The organism is Gordonia sp. KTR9, from assembly GCF_000143885.2.
In the GTDB taxonomy this organism is placed as follows: Bacteria; Actinomycetota; Actinomycetes; order Mycobacteriales; family Mycobacteriaceae; genus Gordonia.
In genome coordinates this window covers 4,547,189-4,567,523 of sequence record NC_018581.1, presented here as the reverse complement: position 1 = coordinate 4,567,523, position 20,335 = coordinate 4,547,189, and the positions used below count along the sequence as shown (strand labels likewise).

Annotated in this window: 18 protein-coding genes and 1 riboswitch; of the genes, 8 read left to right on the top strand and 10 right to left on the bottom strand. The window is 68.9% G+C overall.

Annotated elements, in window-relative coordinates; translation table 11 throughout:
- The first annotated feature begins 28 nt into the window (after positions 1–28).
- Complete coding sequence (locus tag KTR9_RS21150) at positions 29–508, top strand: hypothetical protein (RefSeq protein WP_238553960.1); 480 nt, start codon at positions 29–31, stop codon at positions 506–508.
- On the opposite strand, the gene KTR9_RS21145 is transcribed toward KTR9_RS21150, so the two are convergent.
- Genes KTR9_RS21145 through KTR9_RS21135 form a run of 3 tightly spaced genes read right to left on the bottom strand, consistent with a single transcriptional unit; the run spans position 482 to position 4,646 of the window.
- Entirely contained in the window at positions 482–2,110 is a 1,629-nt protein-coding gene (locus tag KTR9_RS21145) for a long-chain-fatty-acid--CoA ligase (RefSeq protein ID WP_044507231.1), read from the bottom strand. The genes KTR9_RS21150 and KTR9_RS21145 overlap by 27 nt on opposite strands.
- A complete protein-coding gene (locus KTR9_RS21140) occupies positions 2,107–2,898 on the bottom strand; it encodes an SDR family NAD(P)-dependent oxidoreductase (protein ID WP_175404244.1) in 792 nt (263 codons plus the stop codon). Before KTR9_RS21140 ends, KTR9_RS21145 begins: the two co-directional genes overlap by 4 nt.
- A 32-nt stretch (positions 2,899–2,930) precedes the next feature.
- Positions 2,931–4,646 (bottom strand): thiamine pyrophosphate-binding protein, encoded by a 1,716-nt coding sequence (locus KTR9_RS21135; RefSeq protein WP_014928037.1) that lies wholly within the window; start codon positions 4,644–4,646, stop codon positions 2,931–2,933.
- Positions 4,647–4,759: 113 nt separating this feature from the next.
- Here KTR9_RS21135 and KTR9_RS21130 point away from each other — a divergent pair, with 113 nt between their 5' ends.
- Positions 4,760–5,674: a helix-turn-helix domain-containing protein gene (locus KTR9_RS21130; protein ID WP_014928036.1), complete on the top strand. Its 915-nt coding sequence runs from the start codon at positions 4,760–4,762 to the stop codon at positions 5,672–5,674.
- Between the two features lie 16 nt (positions 5,675–5,690).
- Here the strand turns inward: KTR9_RS21130 and KTR9_RS21125 are convergent, their stop codons facing one another.
- On the bottom strand, positions 5,691–7,256 hold the full coding sequence (locus tag KTR9_RS21125; RefSeq protein WP_014928035.1) for an MFS transporter: 1,566 nt from the start codon (positions 7,254–7,256) through the stop codon (positions 5,691–5,693).
- A gap of 145 nt (positions 7,257–7,401) precedes the next feature.
- On the opposite strand from KTR9_RS21125, the gene KTR9_RS21120 reads away from it, so the two are divergent.
- Together KTR9_RS21120 and KTR9_RS21115 are read left to right on the top strand one after the other, a co-directional pair.
- A complete protein-coding gene (locus tag KTR9_RS21120; protein ID WP_014928034.1) occupies positions 7,402–8,439 on the top strand; it encodes an Lrp/AsnC family transcriptional regulator in 1,038 nt (345 codons plus the stop codon).
- 76 nt (positions 8,440–8,515) lie between these two features.
- A complete protein-coding gene (locus KTR9_RS21115) occupies positions 8,516–9,853 on the top strand; it encodes a ClC family H(+)/Cl(-) exchange transporter (protein WP_014928033.1) in 1,338 nt (445 codons plus the stop codon).
- A 304-nt stretch (positions 9,854–10,157) separates the two neighbouring features.
- On the opposite strand, the gene KTR9_RS21110 is transcribed toward KTR9_RS21115, so the two are convergent.
- From KTR9_RS21110 to KTR9_RS21100, 3 genes are read right to left on the bottom strand one after another with little or no spacing between them, the layout of a single operon-like run.
- Positions 10,158–10,988, bottom strand: a complete 831-nt coding sequence (locus KTR9_RS21110; protein WP_014928032.1) for an ABC transporter ATP-binding protein — start codon at positions 10,986–10,988, stop codon at positions 10,158–10,160.
- A complete protein-coding gene (locus KTR9_RS21105) occupies positions 10,985–12,130 on the bottom strand; it encodes a FecCD family ABC transporter permease (RefSeq protein WP_014928031.1) in 1,146 nt (381 codons plus the stop codon). Before KTR9_RS21105 ends, KTR9_RS21110 begins: the two co-directional genes overlap by 4 nt.
- On the bottom strand, positions 12,127–13,170 hold the full coding sequence (locus tag KTR9_RS21100; RefSeq protein WP_044507228.1) for a FecCD family ABC transporter permease: 1,044 nt from the start codon (positions 13,168–13,170) through the stop codon (positions 12,127–12,129). The genes KTR9_RS21105 and KTR9_RS21100 overlap by 4 nt, the downstream gene beginning before the upstream one ends.
- A 272-nt stretch (positions 13,171–13,442) precedes the next feature.
- Here KTR9_RS21100 and KTR9_RS21095 point away from each other — a divergent pair, with 272 nt between their 5' ends.
- Positions 13,443–13,949, top strand: coding sequence for a hypothetical protein (locus tag KTR9_RS21095; RefSeq protein ID WP_014928029.1), 507 nt, complete (start codon positions 13,443–13,445; stop codon positions 13,947–13,949).
- A 181-nt stretch (positions 13,950–14,130) separates the two neighbouring features.
- Here KTR9_RS21095 and KTR9_RS21090 read toward each other — a convergent pair whose 3' ends face one another.
- Complete coding sequence (locus tag KTR9_RS21090; protein WP_014928028.1) at positions 14,131–15,528, bottom strand: FAD-dependent oxidoreductase; 1,398 nt, start codon at positions 15,526–15,528, stop codon at positions 14,131–14,133.
- Positions 15,529–15,705: 177 nt separating this feature from the next.
- The gene (locus KTR9_RS21085; protein WP_014928027.1) at positions 15,706–16,731 is read right to left on the bottom strand and encodes an ABC transporter substrate-binding protein; all 1,026 of its coding nucleotides are present in this window, start codon (positions 16,729–16,731) and stop codon (positions 15,706–15,708) included.
- A 170-nt stretch (positions 16,732–16,901) separates the two neighbouring features.
- Between KTR9_RS21085 and KTR9_RS21080 the strand changes: the two genes are divergently transcribed.
- The 3 genes from KTR9_RS21080 to KTR9_RS21070 are packed head-to-tail and all read left to right on the top strand — an operon-like array spanning position 16,902 to position 18,996.
- Complete coding sequence (locus KTR9_RS21080; RefSeq protein WP_010840726.1) at positions 16,902–17,372, top strand: Rv0361 family membrane protein; 471 nt, start codon at positions 16,902–16,904, stop codon at positions 17,370–17,372.
- The gene (locus KTR9_RS21075) at positions 17,369–17,782 is read left to right on the top strand and encodes a rhodanese-like domain-containing protein (RefSeq protein ID WP_014928026.1); all 414 of its coding nucleotides are present in this window, start codon (positions 17,369–17,371) and stop codon (positions 17,780–17,782) included. The genes KTR9_RS21080 and KTR9_RS21075 overlap by 4 nt, the downstream gene beginning before the upstream one ends.
- A complete protein-coding gene (locus tag KTR9_RS21070) occupies positions 17,779–18,996 on the top strand; it encodes an O-succinylhomoserine sulfhydrylase (RefSeq protein ID WP_010840724.1) in 1,218 nt (405 codons plus the stop codon). Before KTR9_RS21075 ends, KTR9_RS21070 begins: the two co-directional genes overlap by 4 nt.
- Before the next feature lie 28 nt (positions 18,997–19,024).
- Here the strand turns inward: KTR9_RS21070 and KTR9_RS21065 are convergent, their stop codons facing one another.
- Positions 19,025–20,101: an isochorismate synthase gene (locus KTR9_RS21065; protein WP_014928025.1), complete on the bottom strand. Its 1,077-nt coding sequence runs from the start codon at positions 20,099–20,101 to the stop codon at positions 19,025–19,027.
- A 107-nt stretch (positions 20,102–20,208) separates the two neighbouring features.
- A riboswitch (SAM riboswitch) is annotated at positions 20,209–20,322 on the top strand.
- The last annotated feature ends 13 nt before the right edge of the window (positions 20,323–20,335 follow it).

Below are 20,335 nucleotides of genomic sequence, written 5' to 3'. Positions count from 1 at the left end.
ACGGCGCCACCGGCTCTAGGGTGTGGCCGTGGCCTCCCTGCGCCGGATGCTCGGCATCGGCAAACTCCCCGACGACCTACGCGGCGAAGTCGTCGCCGAGCACGCCCATCACATCGTCGAATTCGTGCCCGTGACATTGCGATTCAGCGGCCGGGTCCCGGGCCGGAAGGCGCAGGGCAACGTCCGTCCCTTCACCGGTGCCCTTGCGCTGACCCAGCGCCGCGTGCTGGCGACCATGTCGACCGTGCCCGGCCGGGCGGGTCGATCCGTCGACTGCGAGTGGACGGCCGTGCCGGGTTCGATGGTCCGCGCGCGTCTCGACACCGACGGACTCGTCATCGAGATCCCCGCGCTCGATCGTGTCGACCCCGACTTCTCCGGCACACTCAGCCTGACCTACACGACCGAGCTGCCGTCCTCGGCGCTGCAGTTGGCACCGGCCCGCGAGGTCTGGTTCGACGTACCCGCGCGCTATGTCACCTCACTGGTCGGGGGACGCCGGGGTTGACCCGGCCGGTCCGGGAGGAGTCGTGAACTGCTCGCGCAGGGCACGTTTGAGGATCTTCCCGGTCGCTCCGAGTGGGAGCGTGTCCACGACGTGGACGGCCTTGGGCACCTTGTACCCGGCCAGCCGCGCCCGGGCGAAGGCGCGCAGGTCAGCGGCAGTGGCCTCGTGTCCCGGTGCGGCCACGACGAACGCCGTCACCACCTCACCCCAGGTGTCATGCGGCAGCCCGACGACCGCGACCTGTGCGACACCCGGGTGGTCGCCGAGAACCGCTTCGACCTCGGTGGGGTAGACGTTCTCGCCGCCGGTGATGATCATGTCCTTGAGCCGGTCGGTGACGTACACGTAGCCGTCGGCGTCGATCCGGCCGATGTCGCCGGTGTGCAACCAGCCGTCGGGATCGATGGTCGCCGCGGTCTCGGCGTCGCGTCGGTGGTAGCCGCGGGTCGCCTGCGGTGTCCGCACACAGATCTCGCCCTGCTCGCCGCGCGGCGCTTCCTTCCCCCATGCGGTCCGGATGCTCAGTTCCACCCAGGGGTACGGCCGGCCGACGGAGCGGAGCAGGTGCGCGCGATCGGGGTCGGTGCTGTGGTCCTCGGCGTCGAGTTGAGTTACTGCGCCGTGGGTCTCGGTGAGTCCGTACACCTGGAACAGCGGGGTGCCGAAGGTGCGCAGAGTCCGTCGCAGCAGCGCAGGGGTGATCGGTGCGGACCCGTAGGCGATCGAACGCAATGCTCCGACATCGGCCCGCTCGGCGCCCGGTACGTCCACGAGCATGCCGATGACCGTCGGGACCAGGAAGACGTTGGTGACGCGTTCGCCGACCAAAGTGTCCAGGAGTGACTCCGGGGTGAAGTCGGAGATCACGATGTTGTGTGCGCCGTTGGCGAGTCCCACCAGCGCCCAGCCCAGCCCGCCGATGTGGAAGAGGGGCATCGCGCACAGGCTGACCGACGATTCGTCGAAGCCCCACGGCCCACCGGCCTGGGTGCAGGCGCCCAGGTTGGTGTTGGAGGTGAGCACCCCTTTGGGGCGGCCGGTGGTGCCCGAGGTGTAGAGCTGGAGGACGACGTCGTCGGCGTCTCCGACATGACCCGGATCGCTCGAGGACGCCGTCGCCACCAACTGTTCGTACGACCGCGGTTGTCGTGGGTCGCCGTACACGATCGGTTCGATGAGAGTGTTTGCATTCGAACGTATCTCGGCGACCGAGTCGAGAAAGTCGCGGTGGCAGACGATCAGACGTGCTCGTGCGTCGGCGACGACCTCGCCGAGCTCGCGGACCGAGAGTCGCCAGTTCACTGGCACGGTGACCGCGCCGATCTTCGCGGCGGCGAGCACCGTCTCGATGATCTCCGTCGAACTCTTGCCCAACACGGCGATACGGTCACCGGCTCGGATGCCGCGGTCGCGCAACACGTTCGCGAGGCGGCTGGTGCGGTCGTCGAGCTGCCGGTAGGTGAGGTGGACCCCGGCCCCGGACAACGCCGGGGCGTTCCCCTGCAGACGGGCCCGGAGCCGGCTCTGCTCGGCGAGACGGTATCCGCCGGCCCGGGTCGCGGTGCGCGTCTCGGCGTCGTCCCGTTGTGTCGGAGCCGTCATTGCGCGGCCGAGATCTCGGCGAGATGTCGCATCACATCGGGGTACCGGCGCAGATGCGCGCCGCCGTTGATGTTGATCGTCTCCCCGGTGACCCACCGCGAGTCGTCGGAGGCGAGATAGAGTACCGCGTCGGCGATCTCGTCCGGTCGGCCGTTGCGCCCCAGCGGGGTGTTCGCGGTGAAGTCGTCCTGGATGACCGGAATGGAGGTGAGGGTCTGCACCAGCGGGGTGTCCACGAGTCCCGGCGAGATCGAGTTCACCCGGATACCGCGCGGGGCCAGCTCGAGTGCGGCGACCTCGGCGAGCATCACCATGCCCGCCTTGGCCGCGCAGTAGCCCGCGAAGCCGGCTGCCGGCTGGCGGGCGTTGAGAGAGGCGATGCCGATGAGTGATCCGCCGTCGTTCAGCGTTCGTCCCGCGTGCTTGGTCACCAGGAACGAGCCGGTGAGGCACAGCTCGATGGTCGTGTGCCACTGCTGTGCGTCGAGGTCGACGATGAAGCCGGGGACGTTCAGCCCCGCACAGTTCACCACGGTGTCCACGCCGCCGAGGTCGTCGGAGACACCGGCGAGGAGTGCGGCGATCGATTCCTCGTCGGTCACGTCGACCCAGTGAGCCCGCGCACCGCCCCCGATTTCTCGCGCAACCGATTCGGCGGCTTCGCGATTCACGTCGGCCACGGCCACCGTGGCACCGTGAGCGGCCAGGGTACGGGCCGCGGCTTCGCCGATGCCCGAGCCGCCGCCGATGACGACGGCGATCTTGCCTGCGACTCGTTGGTCTGCCATGGTCTTTCCCTCTCGATGGGTGTGGTCGGTGGTCACCGGGGCAGGTTCTCGTAATAGGGGACGACGATCTCGTCGGTGCTCGTCACGTCGCCGAGCATCATGGTCGTGATCGGATGGACGATGCCGGGTTCGATCTCGGCGTTGATGCAGGCGGGGACACCGGCGCCGAGTGCCTTGTCGACGGCCGGGGCGAGATCGTCGATGTGCTTGACGCGCATGCCGATACCGCCGAAGGCCTCGGCGATCTTCTCGTAGTCGCTGTCGGCCAGCTCGGACACGACCACGCCTCGGGGCCCGAAGACGGCCTCTTGTCCGTGGATCGACATGCCCCAGACGGCGTTGTTGAAGACGACCGTGGTCACCGGCAGGTGATGACGGGCCATGGTGTCGAACTCCTGCGGGTGGAAGCCGGCCGCGCCGTCCCCGGTGATCAGCACGACGGGTGCGCCTGGTCGGGCGCGGGCCGCTCCGATCGCGAATCCCGGTCCGACACCCAGGCACCCGAGGTAGCCCAGCCGCAGGACGCTTCCCGGAAGGCCGACGGCGACGAAGAACTCCGCCCAGGACGGGGCCTCGGCGCCGTCGAGCACGAAGATGGTGTCCGGCGGGCATGCTTCGACGATGGCCTTGGCGGCGAAGTAGGGGTGCATCTTTCCGGTGTCGGTGGCCGCGTCGGGGAAACCGGCGGCGTGAGCGCCCTTGGCGGCCTTGACCGTAGCCGCCCACTCCGACCAGTCCGGCCAGGTTCGTCCGGCGGCTTCGGCCGCGAGTTGTTCGAGCGCGGCGCGGCAGTCGGCGACGATGGGAACCTCGACGTCGTAGATCCGGCCGATCTCGGCGGCGTCGATGTCGATCTGGATGATCTTGGCGCCGGGGAACATGCTGGCGCGGCCGCCGGTGAACATCCCTGCCCGCGTGCCCGCCATGAGGACGACGTCGGGTGTCGGTGCTCCGAGAGCCGGGATGGTGCCCATCGACAGGAGTCCGCCACCGGCGAGCGGATGGTCGGCCGGGATGGCGCCGTCGGCCTTGCCAGGATAGAAGACGGGTACGCCGACGGTCTCGGCGAAGGTCACGAGCGCTTCTTCGGCACGCGAGAAGGTGACGCCGCCGCCGATCACGATCGCGGGATTCGATGCGGTGTGAAGCAGGTCGAGCGCGAGGGTGACGGCGTCGGGATCCGCCCCGGACCGGGTCGGTACCCGATAGTTGGTGGGGAAGCGCACCTGGTCGTCGTCGGCCTCGCCGAACATGACGTCGATGGGCAGCTCGAGCAGGACCGGACCGGGCACGCCGCTGGTGGCCTTGCGGATCGCGAGCGCCACGATCTCGGGGACCCGGGCGGCGTCGGTGATCCGGTATGCCCACTTCGTGACCGGATCGGCCGCGGCGATCTGATCGAAACCGCCCTGCAGCGGATTGGTCTCGGTCTCACGCAGCGGCGGGGCGCCCACGACGAACAGCGTCGGTGAGCGGTCCAGATAGGCGTTGGCCAGGGCGGTGTAGACGTTGGTGAACCCGGGTCCGGAGGTGACCACGCAGACGCCGAAGCCGCCGGTGACGCGTGCGTACGCATCGGCGGCATGGCCTGCGCTGGCCTCGTGCCGGGTGTCGGTGAGCCTGATCCCCTCACCCGCACAGGCGATCAGGAACGCGTCGAGGTGTCCGCCGTGGAGGGTGAACACCTCGGTGGTGCCGGCCTGGGCGAGCGCGCGGGCAAGTAGTTGACCGCCGTTGACAGTTGCCATTGTGGGGACCTTTCGAGAGCTGTCCAACGTGTGCGGCCGAGAGTAACTGGCATCACAGTGCGACGCCAGAGTCGCATTATGCAAACACTCTGGTCGATGGCACGATTGTGAGCATGGCTCGCTCCTCCCCACAGACCGAACGCATCGTCATGCTGATGCAGTTGCTGACCGATCAGCCGACGACGGCACGGAGTCTGGCCGACATCGCGCGCCACCTCGGGGTCTCCAAGCCCACCTGCTATCCGATGGTCATCGCGCTGACCGAAGCCGGGTGGCTGCTCCGCGATCCCGTCAGCAAGGGCTATCGGTTGGGCCCCGCGGTGGTCCCGATCGGGGATGCGGCGTCGCGGGCGATGGCTCCTGTCGAGGTCGCCCGTCCGCTGATGCGCGATCTGGCCGACGACAGTGACATGGCCGCAATCGCTTTCGTCCCCACCGGGGCCGACCTGGCGATAGGGGAGATCGTGCAACCCGTGACCGGTCGTCGCGGCACGCTGGGCCTGCGCCTGGGTGACACCCTGGAGATCGCGCCGCCGCTGGGCGCCGGGCTGGCCGCGTGGTACTCACCCGACCGGTTGGACGAGTGGCTGCTCCTCGGCGCGGACCACGTCGGAGTCGGCCATGCCGAACTGCGCGAGCTGTATCGGCCGATGCTCGAGGTGATCAGGGCACGCGGATATGCGGTGGAATGCGCCGATCAGCGAGAGCAGTCGCTGTCGGCGACGGTTGCCGGACTACGCGGGATGGGTGTCGCAGGTCAGCGCGCGGTCACCGCGTTACGGGAGGCGCAGCGTCGCTTGCCCACCGACGTCGTGGTCGGTGAGATCGATGCGGACACAGAGTATCGGCCCATCTCCGTCAATGCCGTCGCCTTCGCGCCCGGCGGAGTGCCTGCCGTCATCCTCGCGATCGTCGACGCGCGGACGTCGCTGAGCGGGCGCGAGGTCATCGGGCTCGGCGAGAAGGTCAGGGCCGCAGCAGATGCGGTGACCGAAGGGCTCGGCGGGACTTCGCCCGTCCAGCCGTAGGCCGGCGGCCCGACGGTCACCCGACCGGCTGCTCCTCGACGGCCCGACCGGGACGCAGCATCACGAGGGCGAGGATCGCGGCACCCGCCGTGAGGACGCCGGAGAAGGTCAGGCACAGGTGCATGCCGTCGAGGAAGGCGTCGCCGACGGCGCCCATCACGGCGGGGGTGTCGGCGCCGAGGTTCAGGCCGCTCGCGGCGGCAAGGCCGTCGGTGTCGACCGCGCCGACCACGCGGTCGCGCACGGGCTCGTCGACGCCGGCGTCGACGAGCTTCTGCGGCAACGAGTTCACCGCCCCGGCGGTCAGCAGGGCGCCGAGCACTGCCGGACCGAGCGCGCCGCCGACCTGACGGAAGGCGTTGTTGCCGGCCGCGGCCATACCCGACAGGTGATAGGGCACCGCCGACACCGCGGTCGCGGTCATCGGTGCCATCACCAGCCCCATTCCGAGTCCGAGCACGACCAGACGCCACGAGATGGCCGCGAACGAGGTGTCGGCATCGATGGTCAACAGTGCGAACTGCGCAACGGCGACCATGAGCAGGCTGCCGCCGATCAGGAACCGTGCGTGGATTCGATGCATCATCCTGCCGGCGAGGGCACCGACCAGCATCGAGGCGCCGTTCATGAGGGCCAGCCGCCAACCCGCCTCGATGGTGCCCAGTTGCTGCACCAGGCCGAAGTACATGCTCAGCACGAAGATGAACCCGATCAGCGCCAGGAAGGTGATCATCGCCACCAGCGTGGTGGCGGTGAAGGCGCGACTGCGGAAGAGGTCGAGGTCGAGCATCGGACTCGCCGAACGTTTTTCGGTGATGACGAAGACGACTGCGGCGACGACGGCGATCAGCAGTGCGAGAACGACCCGGGTGTCGCCGAAACCGTAGACGCCGGCCTCGATGACGCCGAACACGAGTGCGGTGACCGAGACCGCGGCCGAGATCTGACCGGGCCAGTCGAGGCGGCGGGCCCGGGGCGCGCGGGATTCCGGCAGCGTCGCCACCGCCACCGCGAACGCGATCAGCGCCACCGGGATGGGCAGCAGGTAGATCCAGCGCCAGCCCGCGGACTCGGCGACCGGGCCCGCCACCAACGGCCCGACCGTCAGCGAGAGCATCAGCGCCGACGCCCAGATGCCGATGAACTTGCCGCGTTCGCGGACGTCGGGGACCGCGTGGCTGATCAGCGCCAGGGTGGTCGGCAACAGTGCGGCCGCGCCGGTGCCGGCGAGCGCCTGTCCGATCCACACCATGCTGATCGACTGCGCGGACAACGCCACCAGTGCGCCCAGTGCGGTGAGGCACAGACCGACCAGATACACCTTGCGTCGCCCGTGCACGTCACCGAAGACCCCCGCAGTGAGGATGAAAGCGGCCATCGGCAGCACGAAAGCGTCTTGGACCCAGGACAATTGAGCAGTCGTCGCGCCGAACGCGGTGCCGATCGCCGGCAGGGTCACGGCGACGCTGGTGATGGGCAGGTAGGCGACGAAGACGCCGAGGCAGGCCATCACGATGGTGGCCGTCCGGCGTTCCGGAGGTGCGGACACGTCGGTGATGACGGGAGAGGTGGTAGCGGTCACGCGCTCGCTTTCGCTGTCGGGGAGGGAGGTCGCCGGTCGGCGCAGGAATCAATTGTCTGCACCACGTCCGCGAAACCGCGGACGGATTCGCTGAGGCGGTTCGAATATCGCACCATGCCCTCACCGACGGTAGGATTCCTCCACCATGGATGACATCGACGGCACGATCCTCCGCGCACTTCAGGTGTCGCCCCGGGCGACGTTCCGACAACTGGGCGAGGTTGCGGGGGTCTCGGAACAGACGGCGGCGCGCCGCTACCAGGCGCTACGGCGAGCCGGGGTGATGAAGGTCGTCGGGATAATCAAGCCCTCCGTGCGCGGGCAGTCGGAGTGGGTGGCGCGAGTGCGATGCCGTCCGGACCGGATGGAACCGCTTGCGTCCTCGCTCGCCCGCCGCCGCGATGTCGCCTTCGCCTACGTCGCGTCCGGTGGTGCGGAGATCATCTGCCTCATCCGGGCGCCGCTCGGCGCATCGGGCGAGGACGCGATCGCGAAGACGTTCCCGGCCCGCGCCTCGGTGACCGACGTCAGCATCGATCTCATCCTGCACGCCTTCGACCCCGGGCACCCGGCGTCGAGATGGACCGGATTCGGCGGCCACCTCGACGGCCGGGACCGAGATCTGCTCGCCTCCGCCGCCGCCGGTGCGGGCGACGACACGCCGGAGGACGCGGAGCAGGACGACTCGGTGTCGGATGCCCCGGCCGGCGGTGGGCGCCTCACGGCCGACGACGCGACCCTCATCGAGGCGCTGGTCCAGGACGGTCGGCGACCGCACCGCGAGCTGGCGCGTATCTGCGGATGGACGGTCGGACGGGTCCGTCGCCGGCTCCGCGCACTCGAACGCGCCGGGGCGCTGTTCTACGACGTCGAGATCCTGCCCGATCGCCTGGGTTTCGACCTGAGCGCCACACTGTGGCTGACGGTGACGCCGTCGGCTCTCGATCAGGTGGGAACCGAGCTGGCGGCTCACGACGAGGTGGCGTTCGCGGCCGCGATCAGCGGCGAGCGAAACCTCATGGTGTCGGTGATCTGCCGGGACACCGCGCATTTCTACGACTACCTGCGTACCCGGGTCGCCGCCATCGACGGTCTCACCGGGTATTCGGTCAGCATCCGGATGCGCCGGCTGAAGCAGAATGCCTCGCTTGTGGTGCAGGGGCGGCTGATTCAGCCGGTGTGAGGCCTCGACGAGGGTCCGGCGGCGGACGGTCGGCAGTCGGCTCTCGGGAGCGGGCCCGTCGGGGTAGCGTCCACGTGTGACCTCGCCACATCGAGCCGACCGGGGACTGGTGCGACTGAGTGTGCTGGCCGTCGTCGCCGGGCTCGCGACCGGGCTGCTGGGCGGCGCGTTCCGCTGGTGCCTCGGACACCTGGATCGCTGGCGCGTCGAGATGCTCGACTGGTCGGCGGGATTCGGTGTGCCCGGGTGGCTCGTCCCCATCGCGGTGACCGCGGCCGGCGCTGCGGTCGGCGCGCTCGCCGTCCGCCTGGTGCCGACCGCGGCGGGCAGCGGAATCCAACACGTGGAGGCGGTCGAGCGCGGCGAGGCGGTCCCGGCCCCGCTGCGGCTCATCCCGGCCAAATTCGTCGGTGCGCTCGCCGCGATCGGTTCGGGGCTCGTGCTCGGTCGCGAAGGGCCGACCGTGCACATGGGAGCCGTCGTCGGCTCGGAGACCGGCCGGCGCGGAGGGCTCGACGACGTCGACGTCCGGGTGATGCAGACGTCGCTGAGCGGCGCGGGGCTGGCGGTGGCGTTCACCGCCCCGATCGGCGGCGCCCTGTTCGCGCTCGAGGAAGTGGGACGTTCGTTCCGGCTGCGCCTCGTGCTGCCGACGGTCTTCGCCGTGGTTGCCGCGGTCGCCGTCGGACGGGTCATCCTCGGCGACCGCCCGGAATTCGACGTACCGTCCCTCGACGTGCCGTCGGTGACGACGCTGCCCGTCTTCGTCGTGTTCGGGCTCGTGTCCGGACTCATCGGGATCGCCTACAGCCGAACGGTTCTCGGCACGCTGGGCTGGGTCGGCCGGTTCTCGCGGGTGCCCCCGATCGGTCGCGCAGCCCTCATCGGCGCGGCGATCGGGGCGTTGCTGGCCATCGATGCACGCACCGCGGGCGGCGGCGACGGGCTCACCCAGGCGGTCGTCGACGGCGGTGTCGTGCTCCCGGCGCTCGTCGCGCTCTTCCTCGTCCGTTTCATCGCCGGCCCGCTGTCCTACGCCGCGGGCACGCCGGGTGGTCTGTTCGCGCCGCTGCTCGCACTGGGCGCGCTGTGGGGTGCGGCCTTCGCCGAGGTCGCCGACATCGTTGTCCAGCAATCGGACCCCGGTGGATCGGGATTTCGGGGCGCGATGATCCTGGCGGGGATGGCGGCGCTGTTCGGCGCGGTCGTCCGGGCGCCGCTCACCGGGATGGTCGTGGTGATGGAGATGACCGCGACGACCACGGTCGCCCTCCCCATGCTGGCCGCGACGGCCGCCGCGGTCCTCGTCGCACATCTGTCCGGGTCGCCGCCGGTCTACGACTCGCTCCGCGAGCGGATGCTCTCGAATTCGGTTCGGCGGGAGGACGAACCGGGTCCGGACTCCGCTCCCTGAGGGGTGAGCTCGCGAGCGTCACGCTCCTTCCTAAGGAGCGAGCTTGCGTCGTGGACTACGAAAGAACACTCGTGAGCGTCTGAATTTCTTGCTCCCTGAGGTGCGAGCGAAGCGAGCCACGAAGGGCATCGCAACGTGCCTCACCAGGCCCTTCGAGGCTCGTCGCTATCGCTCCTCGCGCCTCAGGGACCAGGGGTTATGCGGTTCTTTCGGATTAGGGAGCAGGGTGGGTGTCGCTATCGCTCCTCGCACCTCAACGAGCAGGAAGCAGGTCGTTCTTTCGGATAGGGGGCGGGGGCTCCACTCACGACTTGGCGTGGGTCCGCGAGTCCAGCGGCACGATGAGCGGGCCGCCGGTGACCGGATCGGTCATGACGTGCGCCCGGAGGCCGAAGGCCGCGTCGAGGGTCTCGGCGTCGATGACCTCGCTGGGTGAGCCGGTGGTGACGATCGCGCCGTTGCGCATGACGAACAGCGAATCACTGTACCGCGCAGCCAGATTGAGATCGTGCAGCACCATGACGACGGTCTTGCCGTGCTCGTCGCGGAGCTTGCGGACCAGGTCGAGGACGTCGATGGAGTGCGCGAGGTCCAGGTAGGTCGTCGGCTCGTCGAGCAGGATGAGATCGGTGTCCTGGGCCAGGGTCAGCGCGATCCAGACCCGTTGCCGCTGCCCGCCCGACAGGGCGTCGAGGGTGCGGTCGGCGAGGTCGAGGGTGTCGGTCATCTCCATCGCCTGCGCGACCGCGGCCTCGTCGGCCGCGCTGGCCTGCGCGAACCAGCGCTGGTGCGGATGACGTCCGCGCCCGACCAGGTCGGCGACGGTGAGTCCTTCGGGCGCGATGGGATTCTGGGGCAGGATCGCGAGGGTGCGGGCGACCTGTTTGGGGCGAACCGACGAGATGTCGTCACCGTCGAGGTAGACCGTGCCCGCCCGGGGCGGCAGCAGACGCGCGAGACACCGCAGCAGCGTCGACTTGCCGCATCCATTCGAGCCGATGATCGTGGTGACCTGCCCGTCGGGGATGTCGATGTCCAGGCCGTCGATGACGATCCGTTCGTCGTAGCCGACGGTGAGGCCGACGCCGCGCAATCGCGCGGTGGTAGCCGAGGTTTCGAGGGAGGACGCGGTCATACGCTCGCCTTTCGGGACATGACGACCATCAGGTAGATCAGGAACGGCCCGCCGATCGCGGCGGTCACGATACCGACCGGCAGACCACCCGGCAGCACCGTGCGGCACAGCAGGTCGCCGCCCAGGACCAGCGCCGAACCGATCACGCCCGACACCAGTGGCGTCGGCACAGCGGTACCGGCCAGCCGCAGGGCGATCTGCGGGGCGAGCAGTGCGACGAAGGCGATCGGGCCGGCCGCGGACACGCTCAGTGCGGCGACCAGGACCGCGGTCAGGAGCAGGGTCGTCGACACCGCGCCGGTGCGGACCCCGAGACCGCGGGCGAGATCGGGTCCGAGGCTGAGCATCCCGATCTGGCGGGCCAGCACGATCACCACGACGATGCTCGCGCAGACACCGGCGACGACCGGCCACACATTGGACCAGCCGACATTCGCCACCGATCCGACGATCCACACCTGTGCGCGGCCGACATCGCGGATGTCGGCGCGGGAAAGCAGGAACTGGGTCAGCGCCTGCAGCAACCACGTCATGCCGACGCCGATCAGCACGAGCCGGAACGGGTTGATGCCGCTGTTGGCCTTGCGCCCCGGCCACGCCAGGACGTACATCGCGACGGCGGTCGCCAACCCGCCGATCATCGCCGCCGCCGGGACGCCGAGATCGCCGAGCCAGGCGCCCCAGCTGGTGGTCGAGAACGCGATCGCGGTCACCGCCGCCACGCTCGCGCCGGCTGTGATACCGAGCATGTCCGGTGTGGCCAGCGGGTTCTGGGCGATCAGCTGGGTCAGCGAACCGGCGAGGCCCAGACCGAATCCCACGAGCAGCGCGACCAGCGCGCGGGGGAGCGCGACGTCGAAGACGACGACGTTCTCGACCCGGGTCCCGCCTCCGAGCAGGATGCGCGCGACGTCGATCGGAGTCAGGGGGAAGTCACTGACGCCGACGCTGGTGAGGAACAGGATGATCGTGATGGCCGTGGCCACCAGCGCCACGGCGAGCATGCGCGGCCGCACCACCATCGACATCGGCTCGATCGCGATCCGGTATCCGCCCGGATGAGGCGCGATCCGGGTCTTGGCCCTGATCCCGCTCTTCTCGGCGGTGTCGGTCTCGGTCTTGATGGAGGTCGGCGGGTTCACACGGTCCCCAATCTCTGTCGGCGGACCATGACGATGAGGAACGGCGCGCCGACCAGCGCCAGCATCACACCGACCTGCACTTCGCCGGGCCGGGCGACGATGCGGCCGAGGATGTCGCATCCGACGAGGAGGATGCCGCCCAGCAGCGCCGAGTACGGGATGATCCACCGGTAGTCGGCGCCCACGAACGCGCGCGCGATGTGCGGCACGACCAGACCGAGGAACACGATCGGCCCGCAGGCCGCGGTGGCGGCGCCGATGAGCAGCGTGATCGTCAGCACGCCGAGGGCGCGGATCAGCACGACCCGGGAACCGAGTGCCTTGGTCATGTCGTCGCCCAGGCTCAACACGTTGAGGAAGAACCCGCTCGCCAGGGCGAGGACGAGTCCCACTCCGATGAACGGCAGGCTGGCCCAGAACACGTCGATGCCCCGGCCCGCGGTGGAGCCGACGCTCCAGAAGCGCCACTGGTCCAGCGAATTGGTGTCGACGAGCACGATCGCGGATGTGATGGCGGTCAGCATCGCGGTCAGGCCGGTACCCGCGAGCACCAGGGTCAGCGGACTCGAGCCGCTCAGCGACGACAACCCGAACACGACGGTGGCCGCGATGATCGCGCCGATGAGTCCGAAAAACATGAAGGCGATCGGGCTGGTGATCCCGAGCAGGTAGATGCCGCCCACGACAGCACATGCGGCTCCGGCGTTGACGCCGAGCATTCCGGGATCGGCGATCGGGTTGCGGGTGTGACCCTGGGTGATGGCACCGGCCGCGCCGATCGCGAGCCCGGCGGTCAGGCCGAGCAGCGTGCGTGGGACCCGCAGATCCCACACGATCCCGTCGACGTCGGTGTCCTTCGGCACCTGCGGCATCCGCAGGTTGATCAGGGCGTTCCAGATCTCCTGGGCGCCGGCGGTGAAGCTGGGCCAGATCTCGTCGAGAGGGACCGGTCGGGTGCCGAAGAGCACGGACGCGACGACCAGCGCTGCAAGGGTCGCGAGCAGCAGCGGGATTCCGAGAACTCGGAGAGATCGACGCACAAAGGTAAACCTTACCAACCTTGGATTCGGCTCTTGCCCACCGTGTACCGATCGCGCGGAATGGGTGTCGTTCGGATAACGAATTGCTGACGAATCCTGAGGGAAGGCTGTGCGCGCGGTAACACTTCGCTCAGGCTGGGTCGATAATCCCGGTGTCGGTGGGCATCTCGGGCCGACAGCAGCAAGACCGGTTGCCGGTGGGACGGCATGAGTCGTCCCACGATGGTGACGTCGGGAAACACAGCAGTGTCGCCTACGAACGAGGAGGATCGATGAAATCGCTGAAACGGGCTCTCACGGGGGTTCTGGTCGCCGCAGGAATCGCGGGTGGATCGCTGGTGGGTGCCGCGCCTGCGCACGCCGCCGTTCCCAACCTCCAGATGACGGGCGGGGTCTACTGCCAGTTCGGAGCACCGGGCACGCCGTGGAATCAGGCGTGGAGCATGACCCGGTTCATGCGGGTCACCGCGCGTGACGGCGACTTCCGGAACGTCACACTGCAGGAGATCAACGGCGCGACGAAGTTCAAGTCGCAGCTGAAGAAGAACGAGTCGCTCACGATCAAGACCGTCTGGTTCGGCTGCTTCCCGTCGTCCATCGCCGGATACGCGATCTCTGATTACGCCGAGAACCTGACCGACAACGCCGGTTTCTGGTGGAACGTCCGGCGCATCGACAACCCGTTGGACCGGTTCGGAACGGGCTCGTCCGCGTCTGCGGCTGCGCTGACCGGTGGCGGCACCGACGTCGAGGGCGTCCCCGCGATCCCGGGCCGCTGACCGTAATCCGCCACGACTGAGCGTCCACGACAAGACATTTCGCGTCGGGCGGGTGCGGGGAGGACGCCTCCGCACACCGCCCGGCGCATGCGAAAGAGCGGCGACCGAGAAAACTCGGCCGCCGCTCTTGGCTTCGACAGGCTCAGCCGGCGGAGGTGGGCTCAGCCGGCGGGAAGCGGGGTCACGCGGAGGGGCGTGACACCTTGTTCGGCTCGGAAGCGGCGAGCATGTCCTCGCGTTCGACGACCTTGACGCGTTCGCGGCCTTCGGCGGCGCCGAGCGCACGCTCGTGCTCGTCGAGCCGGTACCAGCCGTCCCAGGTGGTGAACGGGATGTTCTTGGACTCGAGGAGTTCGACGATGGCGTCCTCACCGGGGTGGGCGGGCTCGAGCAGTGCGCCCGCTTCCATGTCCTTGAGGATGCAGTCGACGGTCTCGTTGGCGTCGCCCTTGGTGTGGCCGATGAGGCCCACGGGTCCGCGCTTGACCCAGCCGGTGGTGTAGATGCCGGTCAGCTGCTGGCCCTCGTCGAAGACGCGTCCGGCCTCGTTCGGGATGACCCCGGCCTGCGAGTCGAACGGGATCTGCGGCAGGTTGTCCGAGAGGTAACCGACCGCGCGGTAGACCGCGCCGACCTCCCAGTCGGTGGTCTTGCCGGTGGGCTTGACGTTGCCGGTGCCGTCGAGCTGGGTGCGTTCGGTGCGCAGTCCGACGACCTTGCCGTCCTCACCGAGGATCTCGGTGGGGCTCTCGAAGAAGTGCAGGAACAGCTTGTGGATCGCGCCCTGCTTGGGTTCGCGGATCGCGTAGTTCTCGATGATCGTGGCGACCTGGTCGGTGATCTTCGACCCGCGGCGCGCGACGGCCGAACCCTCGTCGTAGTCGATGTCCTCGGGATTGACGATGACCTCGATGTTGGGCGAGTGGTCGAGCTCCTTGAGCTCGAGCGGGGTGAACTTGGCCTGCGCGGGTCCGCGACGGCCGAAGACGTGGACCTCGATCGCCTTGTTGGCCTTAAGGCCTTCGTAGACGTTGGCCGGGATCTCGGTGGGGAGCAGTTCGTCACCGGTCTTGGCGAGCACGCGCGCGACGTCGAGGGCGACGTTGCCGACGCCGATCACGGCGACCTTCTCCGCCTCGAGGGGCCACGTGCGGGGGAAGTCCGGGTGTCCGTCGTACCAGGCGACGAACTGGGCGGCGCCGTAGCTGCCGTCGAGGTCGATGCCGGGGATGTCGAGAGCGCGGTCGTCGGTGGCGCCGGTGGAGAAGATCACCGCGTCGTAGTGGGCGCGCATCTCGTCGATGGTGATGTCAGTGCCGTAGTCGACGTTGCCGAGCAGGCGCACCTGTGGTTTGTCGAGGACCTTGTGCAGGGCGGTGATGATGCCCTTGATCCGCGGGTGGTCGGGTGCGACGCCGTAGCGGATCAGCCCGAACGGAGCGGGCATGCGCTCATACAGATCGATGCTGACGCCGCGGTCCTTGGCGGTGTCGGACTTCATCAACGCGTCGGCGGCGTAGATGCCGGCGGGACCGGCACCGACGATCGCAACCCGCAGCGGGCGGCTGTTGTCGCTCATGGAGTAGGTGTCTTCCGTTGCTCAGCACACGCGGAACGGTGATCTCGGCGACCCCGGGTCCGCGCGTATGGATAAGGCCTATCCCTTCTACGGTAGGCGCTTGCTGTCCACGACCAAAATCCGTCTGTGAGGTAACCCTCACCTCGACGAGGGATGGACGGTCGAGGTCGCGGCGGCTCAGGCCTTGCCGGCCGCGGCCGCGATCGGTTCGACGGCCTGGTCGGCGACCCACGGGATCGTCAGGACCGTCGGCACCGACATCGCGCTGCCCACCTCCTGGGGGAGGTAGACGACGCGGCCCGACTGCGCCACGGTCAGGCGGTTGAATGCCGCGTTCGCCTTCAGCCGATCGTTGGAGCCCTCCCAGTCGACGGCGACGACGACGTCGGCCGAGTCGAGCAGATTGAGGCTCTCGGCCGGCAGTTCACCGTAGAAACCGCTGGTCACCGAGGGTTGCAGCGCAGGCGGGAAGGTGAGTCCGTAACCTGCGACCGTCTGCCCGCGGCCGTCGCCGGGGCCGTAGATCGACACGCCGCCGGTCGGGCTGGCGGTCACGACGACAGCGGTCTTGCCCGCCAGTTGCGGGTTCTGCTCGCGAACGCCCGCGAGGAACTGTTCGGTCTCGGCCACCTTGCGGTCGGCGAGCTCGGGAAGCCCGACGGCGGTGCCGATCTGGCGGGTCTGCGCGTCCCACGGCACCTGCCACGGCTGGAACTGGGCGGGCCGCAGGATCGTCGGTGCGGTCTTGCTCAACAGGTCGAACTGATCGCGGGTGGGATCCGCGCCGACCGCGGTGATGAGGTCGGGTTCGGTGGCCAGGGCCTTGGGGATCTCGTCGCCGAAGGCGCCCGAGACGTTGGGGAGGACCACCGGCGTCGAGTCCGCGAGCAGCTCGGCGTTCCACGGCGCCGAGGCCTGATCGGGGTCGGCGAAGGGCGCGATGGTCGTGGGCGTGACCCCCAGGGCGAGCAGGGTGTCGCCGTCGCCCACACCCATCGCCGCGATGCGCTTCGGCGCCTGCGCGACCGTCGCCGGGGCGTAGGCCTGCTGCACGGTCACCGGGATCGCGCCGGCCTCGGGTGCGGGTACCTGCGCCGTGCCGGAGTCGACCGTCTCGTCCGGCGGCGAACACGAGGTCGCCAGGAGAGCTGCTGTCAGCAGCCCGACGAGAAGGGTGAGTGTGCGGTGGGTGGTAGAGCGCATCCGGGGTCCTCGCTGGTCGTTGCGTTCGGCGTCGTTGTTCTCCGCGGTACTTAGGGCCACCTTACTCACGGCCCTCCGATCGTCGACCACGCGCCGGTCCGTCGTCCGGCAGGTCACGCGCGTCGACGCCGGTCTCAGGTGCCTCCTGGTCGCTCGATAGACTCCCCGCCATGGCCGAAGCTGCAGGTGAGGGTGACCAGAGGCCCCCGTCGTGGAAGAACGCGTGGCCGTTCTTCGTCGCGGCGGGCGTCGTGGGCCTCGTCGTGCTCGGCGTCGTGCTGTCGAACGTGATCCGTCCTGCCGAGGATCGGGCCGGTGACTCGGCCCAGGTCCAGTACGCGATCAACGACGTCTACACCGCCCGCAACGGCCCGAACTACGCCGAGTACCGCGCCAACACCTGCGCGGCCGACGTCGAGGCGGCCGACTTCGTCTCCGAGGAACAATTCCTCGCCGACAACCGGGAGTCGCTGGTCGCCAACGGTCACATCGAGATCCCGGAGATCACCGAGCTGGTGGTCGACGGTGACCGCGCGACCGCGAAGGTTCATTGGCACTATGACAAGACCCCCGACGACGTGAATGTCGTCGACACGATCGTGGTGCGCGAGAACGGCGAATGGAAGGTGTGTTCCTCATGACCTATGCCGGAGATCTGACCCCCCGTGAGGCGTGGGAGAAGCTCGAGAACAACCCGGACGCGGTTCTGGTGGACTGTCGGACGCAGGCCGAATGGTCGTTCGTCGGCGTACCCGACCTCGAAGTCCTGGGGAAGCGCACGATCTTCGCCGAGTGGACCACCTTCCCCGAAGGTCGACGCAACGACGACTTCATCACGCAGCTGCGGGATTCGGGCGTCAGCGACGACCACGAGGTCATCTTCCTGTGCCGGTCCGGTCACCGTTCGATCGGCGCCGCGGAGGCTGCGACGGCGGACGGTATCGCCAAGGCCTACAACGTCGTCGACGGATTCGAGGGTGCCCTCGACGAGAACGACCATCGCGGGACGTCGGGCTGGCGTGCCGAGAACCTGCCGTGGAGGCAATCGTGACTTCTGATCTACCCGTGGGTCGTGAACTGCCCGAGGGGCTCTCGGCCGACACCATCGCGGTGCGCGGCGGGCTGGCCCGCTCGGGTTTCCACGAGACGGCCGAGGCGATGTACCTCACGAGCGGTTATGTCTACGACTCCGCCGAGGCCGCCGAACGCGCCTTCACCGGGGAGGACGAGCGATTCGTCTACTCGCGCTACGGCAATCCGACCGTCGAGATGTTCCAGGAACGTCTGCGTCGACTCGAGGGTGCCGAAGCGTGTTTCGCGACGGCCAGCGGGATGGCCGCGGTCTTCGTCGCGCTCGGTGCGCTGCTGAAGGCCGGCGATCGCCTGGTCGCCGCCCGCAGCCTGTTCGGTTCCTGCTTCGTGGTCTGCAACGAGATCCTGCCGCGCTGGGGGATCGAGACCGAGTTCGTCGACGGCGAGGACCTGGAACAGTGGGAGCGGGCGCTCTCCAAGCCCACCGACGCGGTGTTCTTCGAGACCCCGTCGAATCCGATGCAGAGCCTCGTCGACGTCGTCAAGGTCTCGGAGCTGGCGCACGCGGCGGGCGCACAGGTGGTGCTGGACAACGTCTTCGCCACCCCGCTCCTGCAACGCGGTCTCGAACTCGGTGCCGACGTCATCGTGTACTCGGGCACCAAGCACATCGACGGCCAGGGACGTGTGATGGGCGGTGCGGTACTCGGAACCAAGGAGTACGTGGACGGGCCGGTGCAGCAACTCATGCGGCACACCGGCCCGGCGTTGAGCCCGTTCAACGCCTGGACGCTGGTGAAGGGTCTGGAGACGCTGCGCCTGCGCGTCGACGCCTCGGTGTCCTCCGCGCTCCGGATCGCCGAGTTCCTCGAAGCCGATCCGCGGGTGCGATGGGTGAAATACCCGTTCCTGCAGTCCCATCCGCAGTACGAGCTGGCGCGGGCGCAGATGTCCGGCGGCGGCACCGTGGTGACCTTCGAGCTGAACGACCACGACGGCATCGACGGCAAGAAGCGGGCCTTCGAGGTCCTCAACGGCTTGCGGATCGTCGACATCTCCAACAATCTCGGTGACTCGAAGTCGCTGATCACGCACCCGGCGACCACCACGCACCGTGCGATGGGGCCCGACGGACGCGCGGCGATCGGTCTCAGCGACTCGGTCGTGCGGCTGTCGGTCGGTCTCGAAGGGGTCGACGACCTGCTCGGCGATCTGGATCAGGCGCTGGGCTGACCCGTCGCGGTGATTCCCCGCCGCGGTCTCAGTCGAGGCCGTCGATGCCCAGCGCGTTCAGGACCGTACGGAGTTTGAACGCGGTCTCCTCGAGCTCGCCCTGAGGGTCGGAGTGTTCGACGATGCCGCCACCCGCCCAGGTTCGGAGACTGCGGCGATCGGCTTCGAGCTGGAGGCACCGGATGGTGACCATCCATTCGCCGTCGCCGGCGGCGTCGCACCAGCCGACGGCGCCCGCATAGAAGCCGCGTTCTCCCTCGACTTCCCGGATGATCTGCGCGGCAACATCACTGGGTGTACCGCAGACCGCGGGGGTCGGTCCCAGCAGGAGGGCGAGATCCAGCGCGGTGGTCGACGGATCGCGAAGTGTCGCGCGGATGGGGGTGGCGAGATGCCACACCTCCCCGGTCGACTGCAATTGCGGGGTCGACGGCGCGTCGACGTCGTCGCACAGGTGCGCCAACCGGTCTCGCAGGTGATCCACGACGAACGCGTGTTCGGCGAGATCCTTTGCCGAGGAGAACAATCCGTCCGCGACGGCGCGGTCGACGACCGGATCCGGTGACCGCGGAGCCGAACCCGCGTACGGGTGGCAGGTGACGACCGATCCCGACTTGCGCAGCAGCACTTCGGGACTCGCGCCCAGCAGCCACGCGCCCGAGCCGGTGGCGGCACCGAGGTCGACGCCGAACGCGTTGTGTCCGGCGTTGCCACCCGCCAGGGCGTCGAGGAGTTCGTGGGGCGCGACCTCGGCGTCGAGCACGATGTCGACACTACGGGCGAGGACGACCTTGCCGACGTCGCCGGCGACGATCCGCTTGACCGCGTGCGCCACCCGCTCGCGGTGCTCGTCGGCGGTCGGGTGCAGGGTCGTCGAGACCGGGGTGCGCGACAGCGGTGGCCCGCCCGTCAGCGGTGCGTCGTCGAAGTGCAGGACCTCGGGTACCACCAGCGCGGCCGGGTCGGCGAGGTCGAACGGGATCGCGCCGGTCAGCCCGTCGATCGTCCCGGAACGCAGCGCGGCCGAGGCCGCGTCGACATCGGTGAACCCACGGACGGCGCCCCGGCCCCGCACGGTGCCGTGCGGGCGGGACAACACGAACACATCAGTCGCTGACACCCCTGACACGCTACAGGTAAGTGTGCCCTAACTTTGGATCACGATGAGTGAAAATTGACACGCCCGCGCGGCTTCGGCGAGGCTTGCACATAGGTCATGAGTGCCAGTGACAAGCCCCGGCTCGCTGGTCGGCAACCCTCCTCCGCGGTGGGGTGCTCCGGGTGACGACCTGGCCGCGTACCGACCGGACGCGGCAAGCGCGGAATTTCAGAGGAGCTC

Excerpts from the sequence above, each read along its gene's own strand:
- KTR9_RS21080 (WP_010840726.1), top strand. The coding sequence starts at position 16,902 with ATGGCCGAAGCTGCAGGTGAGGGTGACCAGAGGCCCCCGTCGTGGAAG.
- KTR9_RS21120 (WP_014928034.1), top strand. The coding sequence starts at position 7,402 with ATGGATGACATCGACGGCACGATCCTCCGCGCACTTCAGGTGTCGCCC.
- KTR9_RS21140 (WP_175404244.1), bottom strand. The coding sequence starts at position 2,898 with ATGGCAGACCAACGAGTCGCAGGCAAGATCGCCGTCGTCATCGGCGGC.
- KTR9_RS21130 (WP_014928036.1), top strand. The coding sequence starts at position 4,760 with ATGGCTCGCTCCTCCCCACAGACCGAACGCATCGTCATGCTGATGCAG.
- KTR9_RS21095 (WP_014928029.1), top strand. The coding sequence starts at position 13,443 with ATGAAATCGCTGAAACGGGCTCTCACGGGGGTTCTGGTCGCCGCAGGA.
- KTR9_RS21085 (WP_014928027.1), bottom strand. The coding sequence starts at position 16,731 with ATGCGCTCTACCACCCACCGCACACTCACCCTTCTCGTCGGGCTGCTG.
- KTR9_RS21145 (WP_044507231.1), bottom strand. The coding sequence starts at position 2,110 with ATGACGGCTCCGACACAACGGGACGACGCCGAGACGCGCACCGCGACC.
- KTR9_RS21075 (WP_014928026.1), top strand. The coding sequence starts at position 17,369 with ATGACCTATGCCGGAGATCTGACCCCCCGTGAGGCGTGGGAGAAGCTC.
- KTR9_RS21135 (WP_014928037.1), bottom strand. The coding sequence starts at position 4,646 with ATGGCAACTGTCAACGGCGGTCAACTACTTGCCCGCGCGCTCGCCCAG.
- KTR9_RS21110 (WP_014928032.1), bottom strand. The coding sequence starts at position 10,988 with ATGACCGCGTCCTCCCTCGAAACCTCGGCTACCACCGCGCGATTGCGC.
- KTR9_RS21090 (WP_014928028.1), bottom strand. The coding sequence starts at position 15,528 with ATGAGCGACAACAGCCGCCCGCTGCGGGTTGCGATCGTCGGTGCCGGT.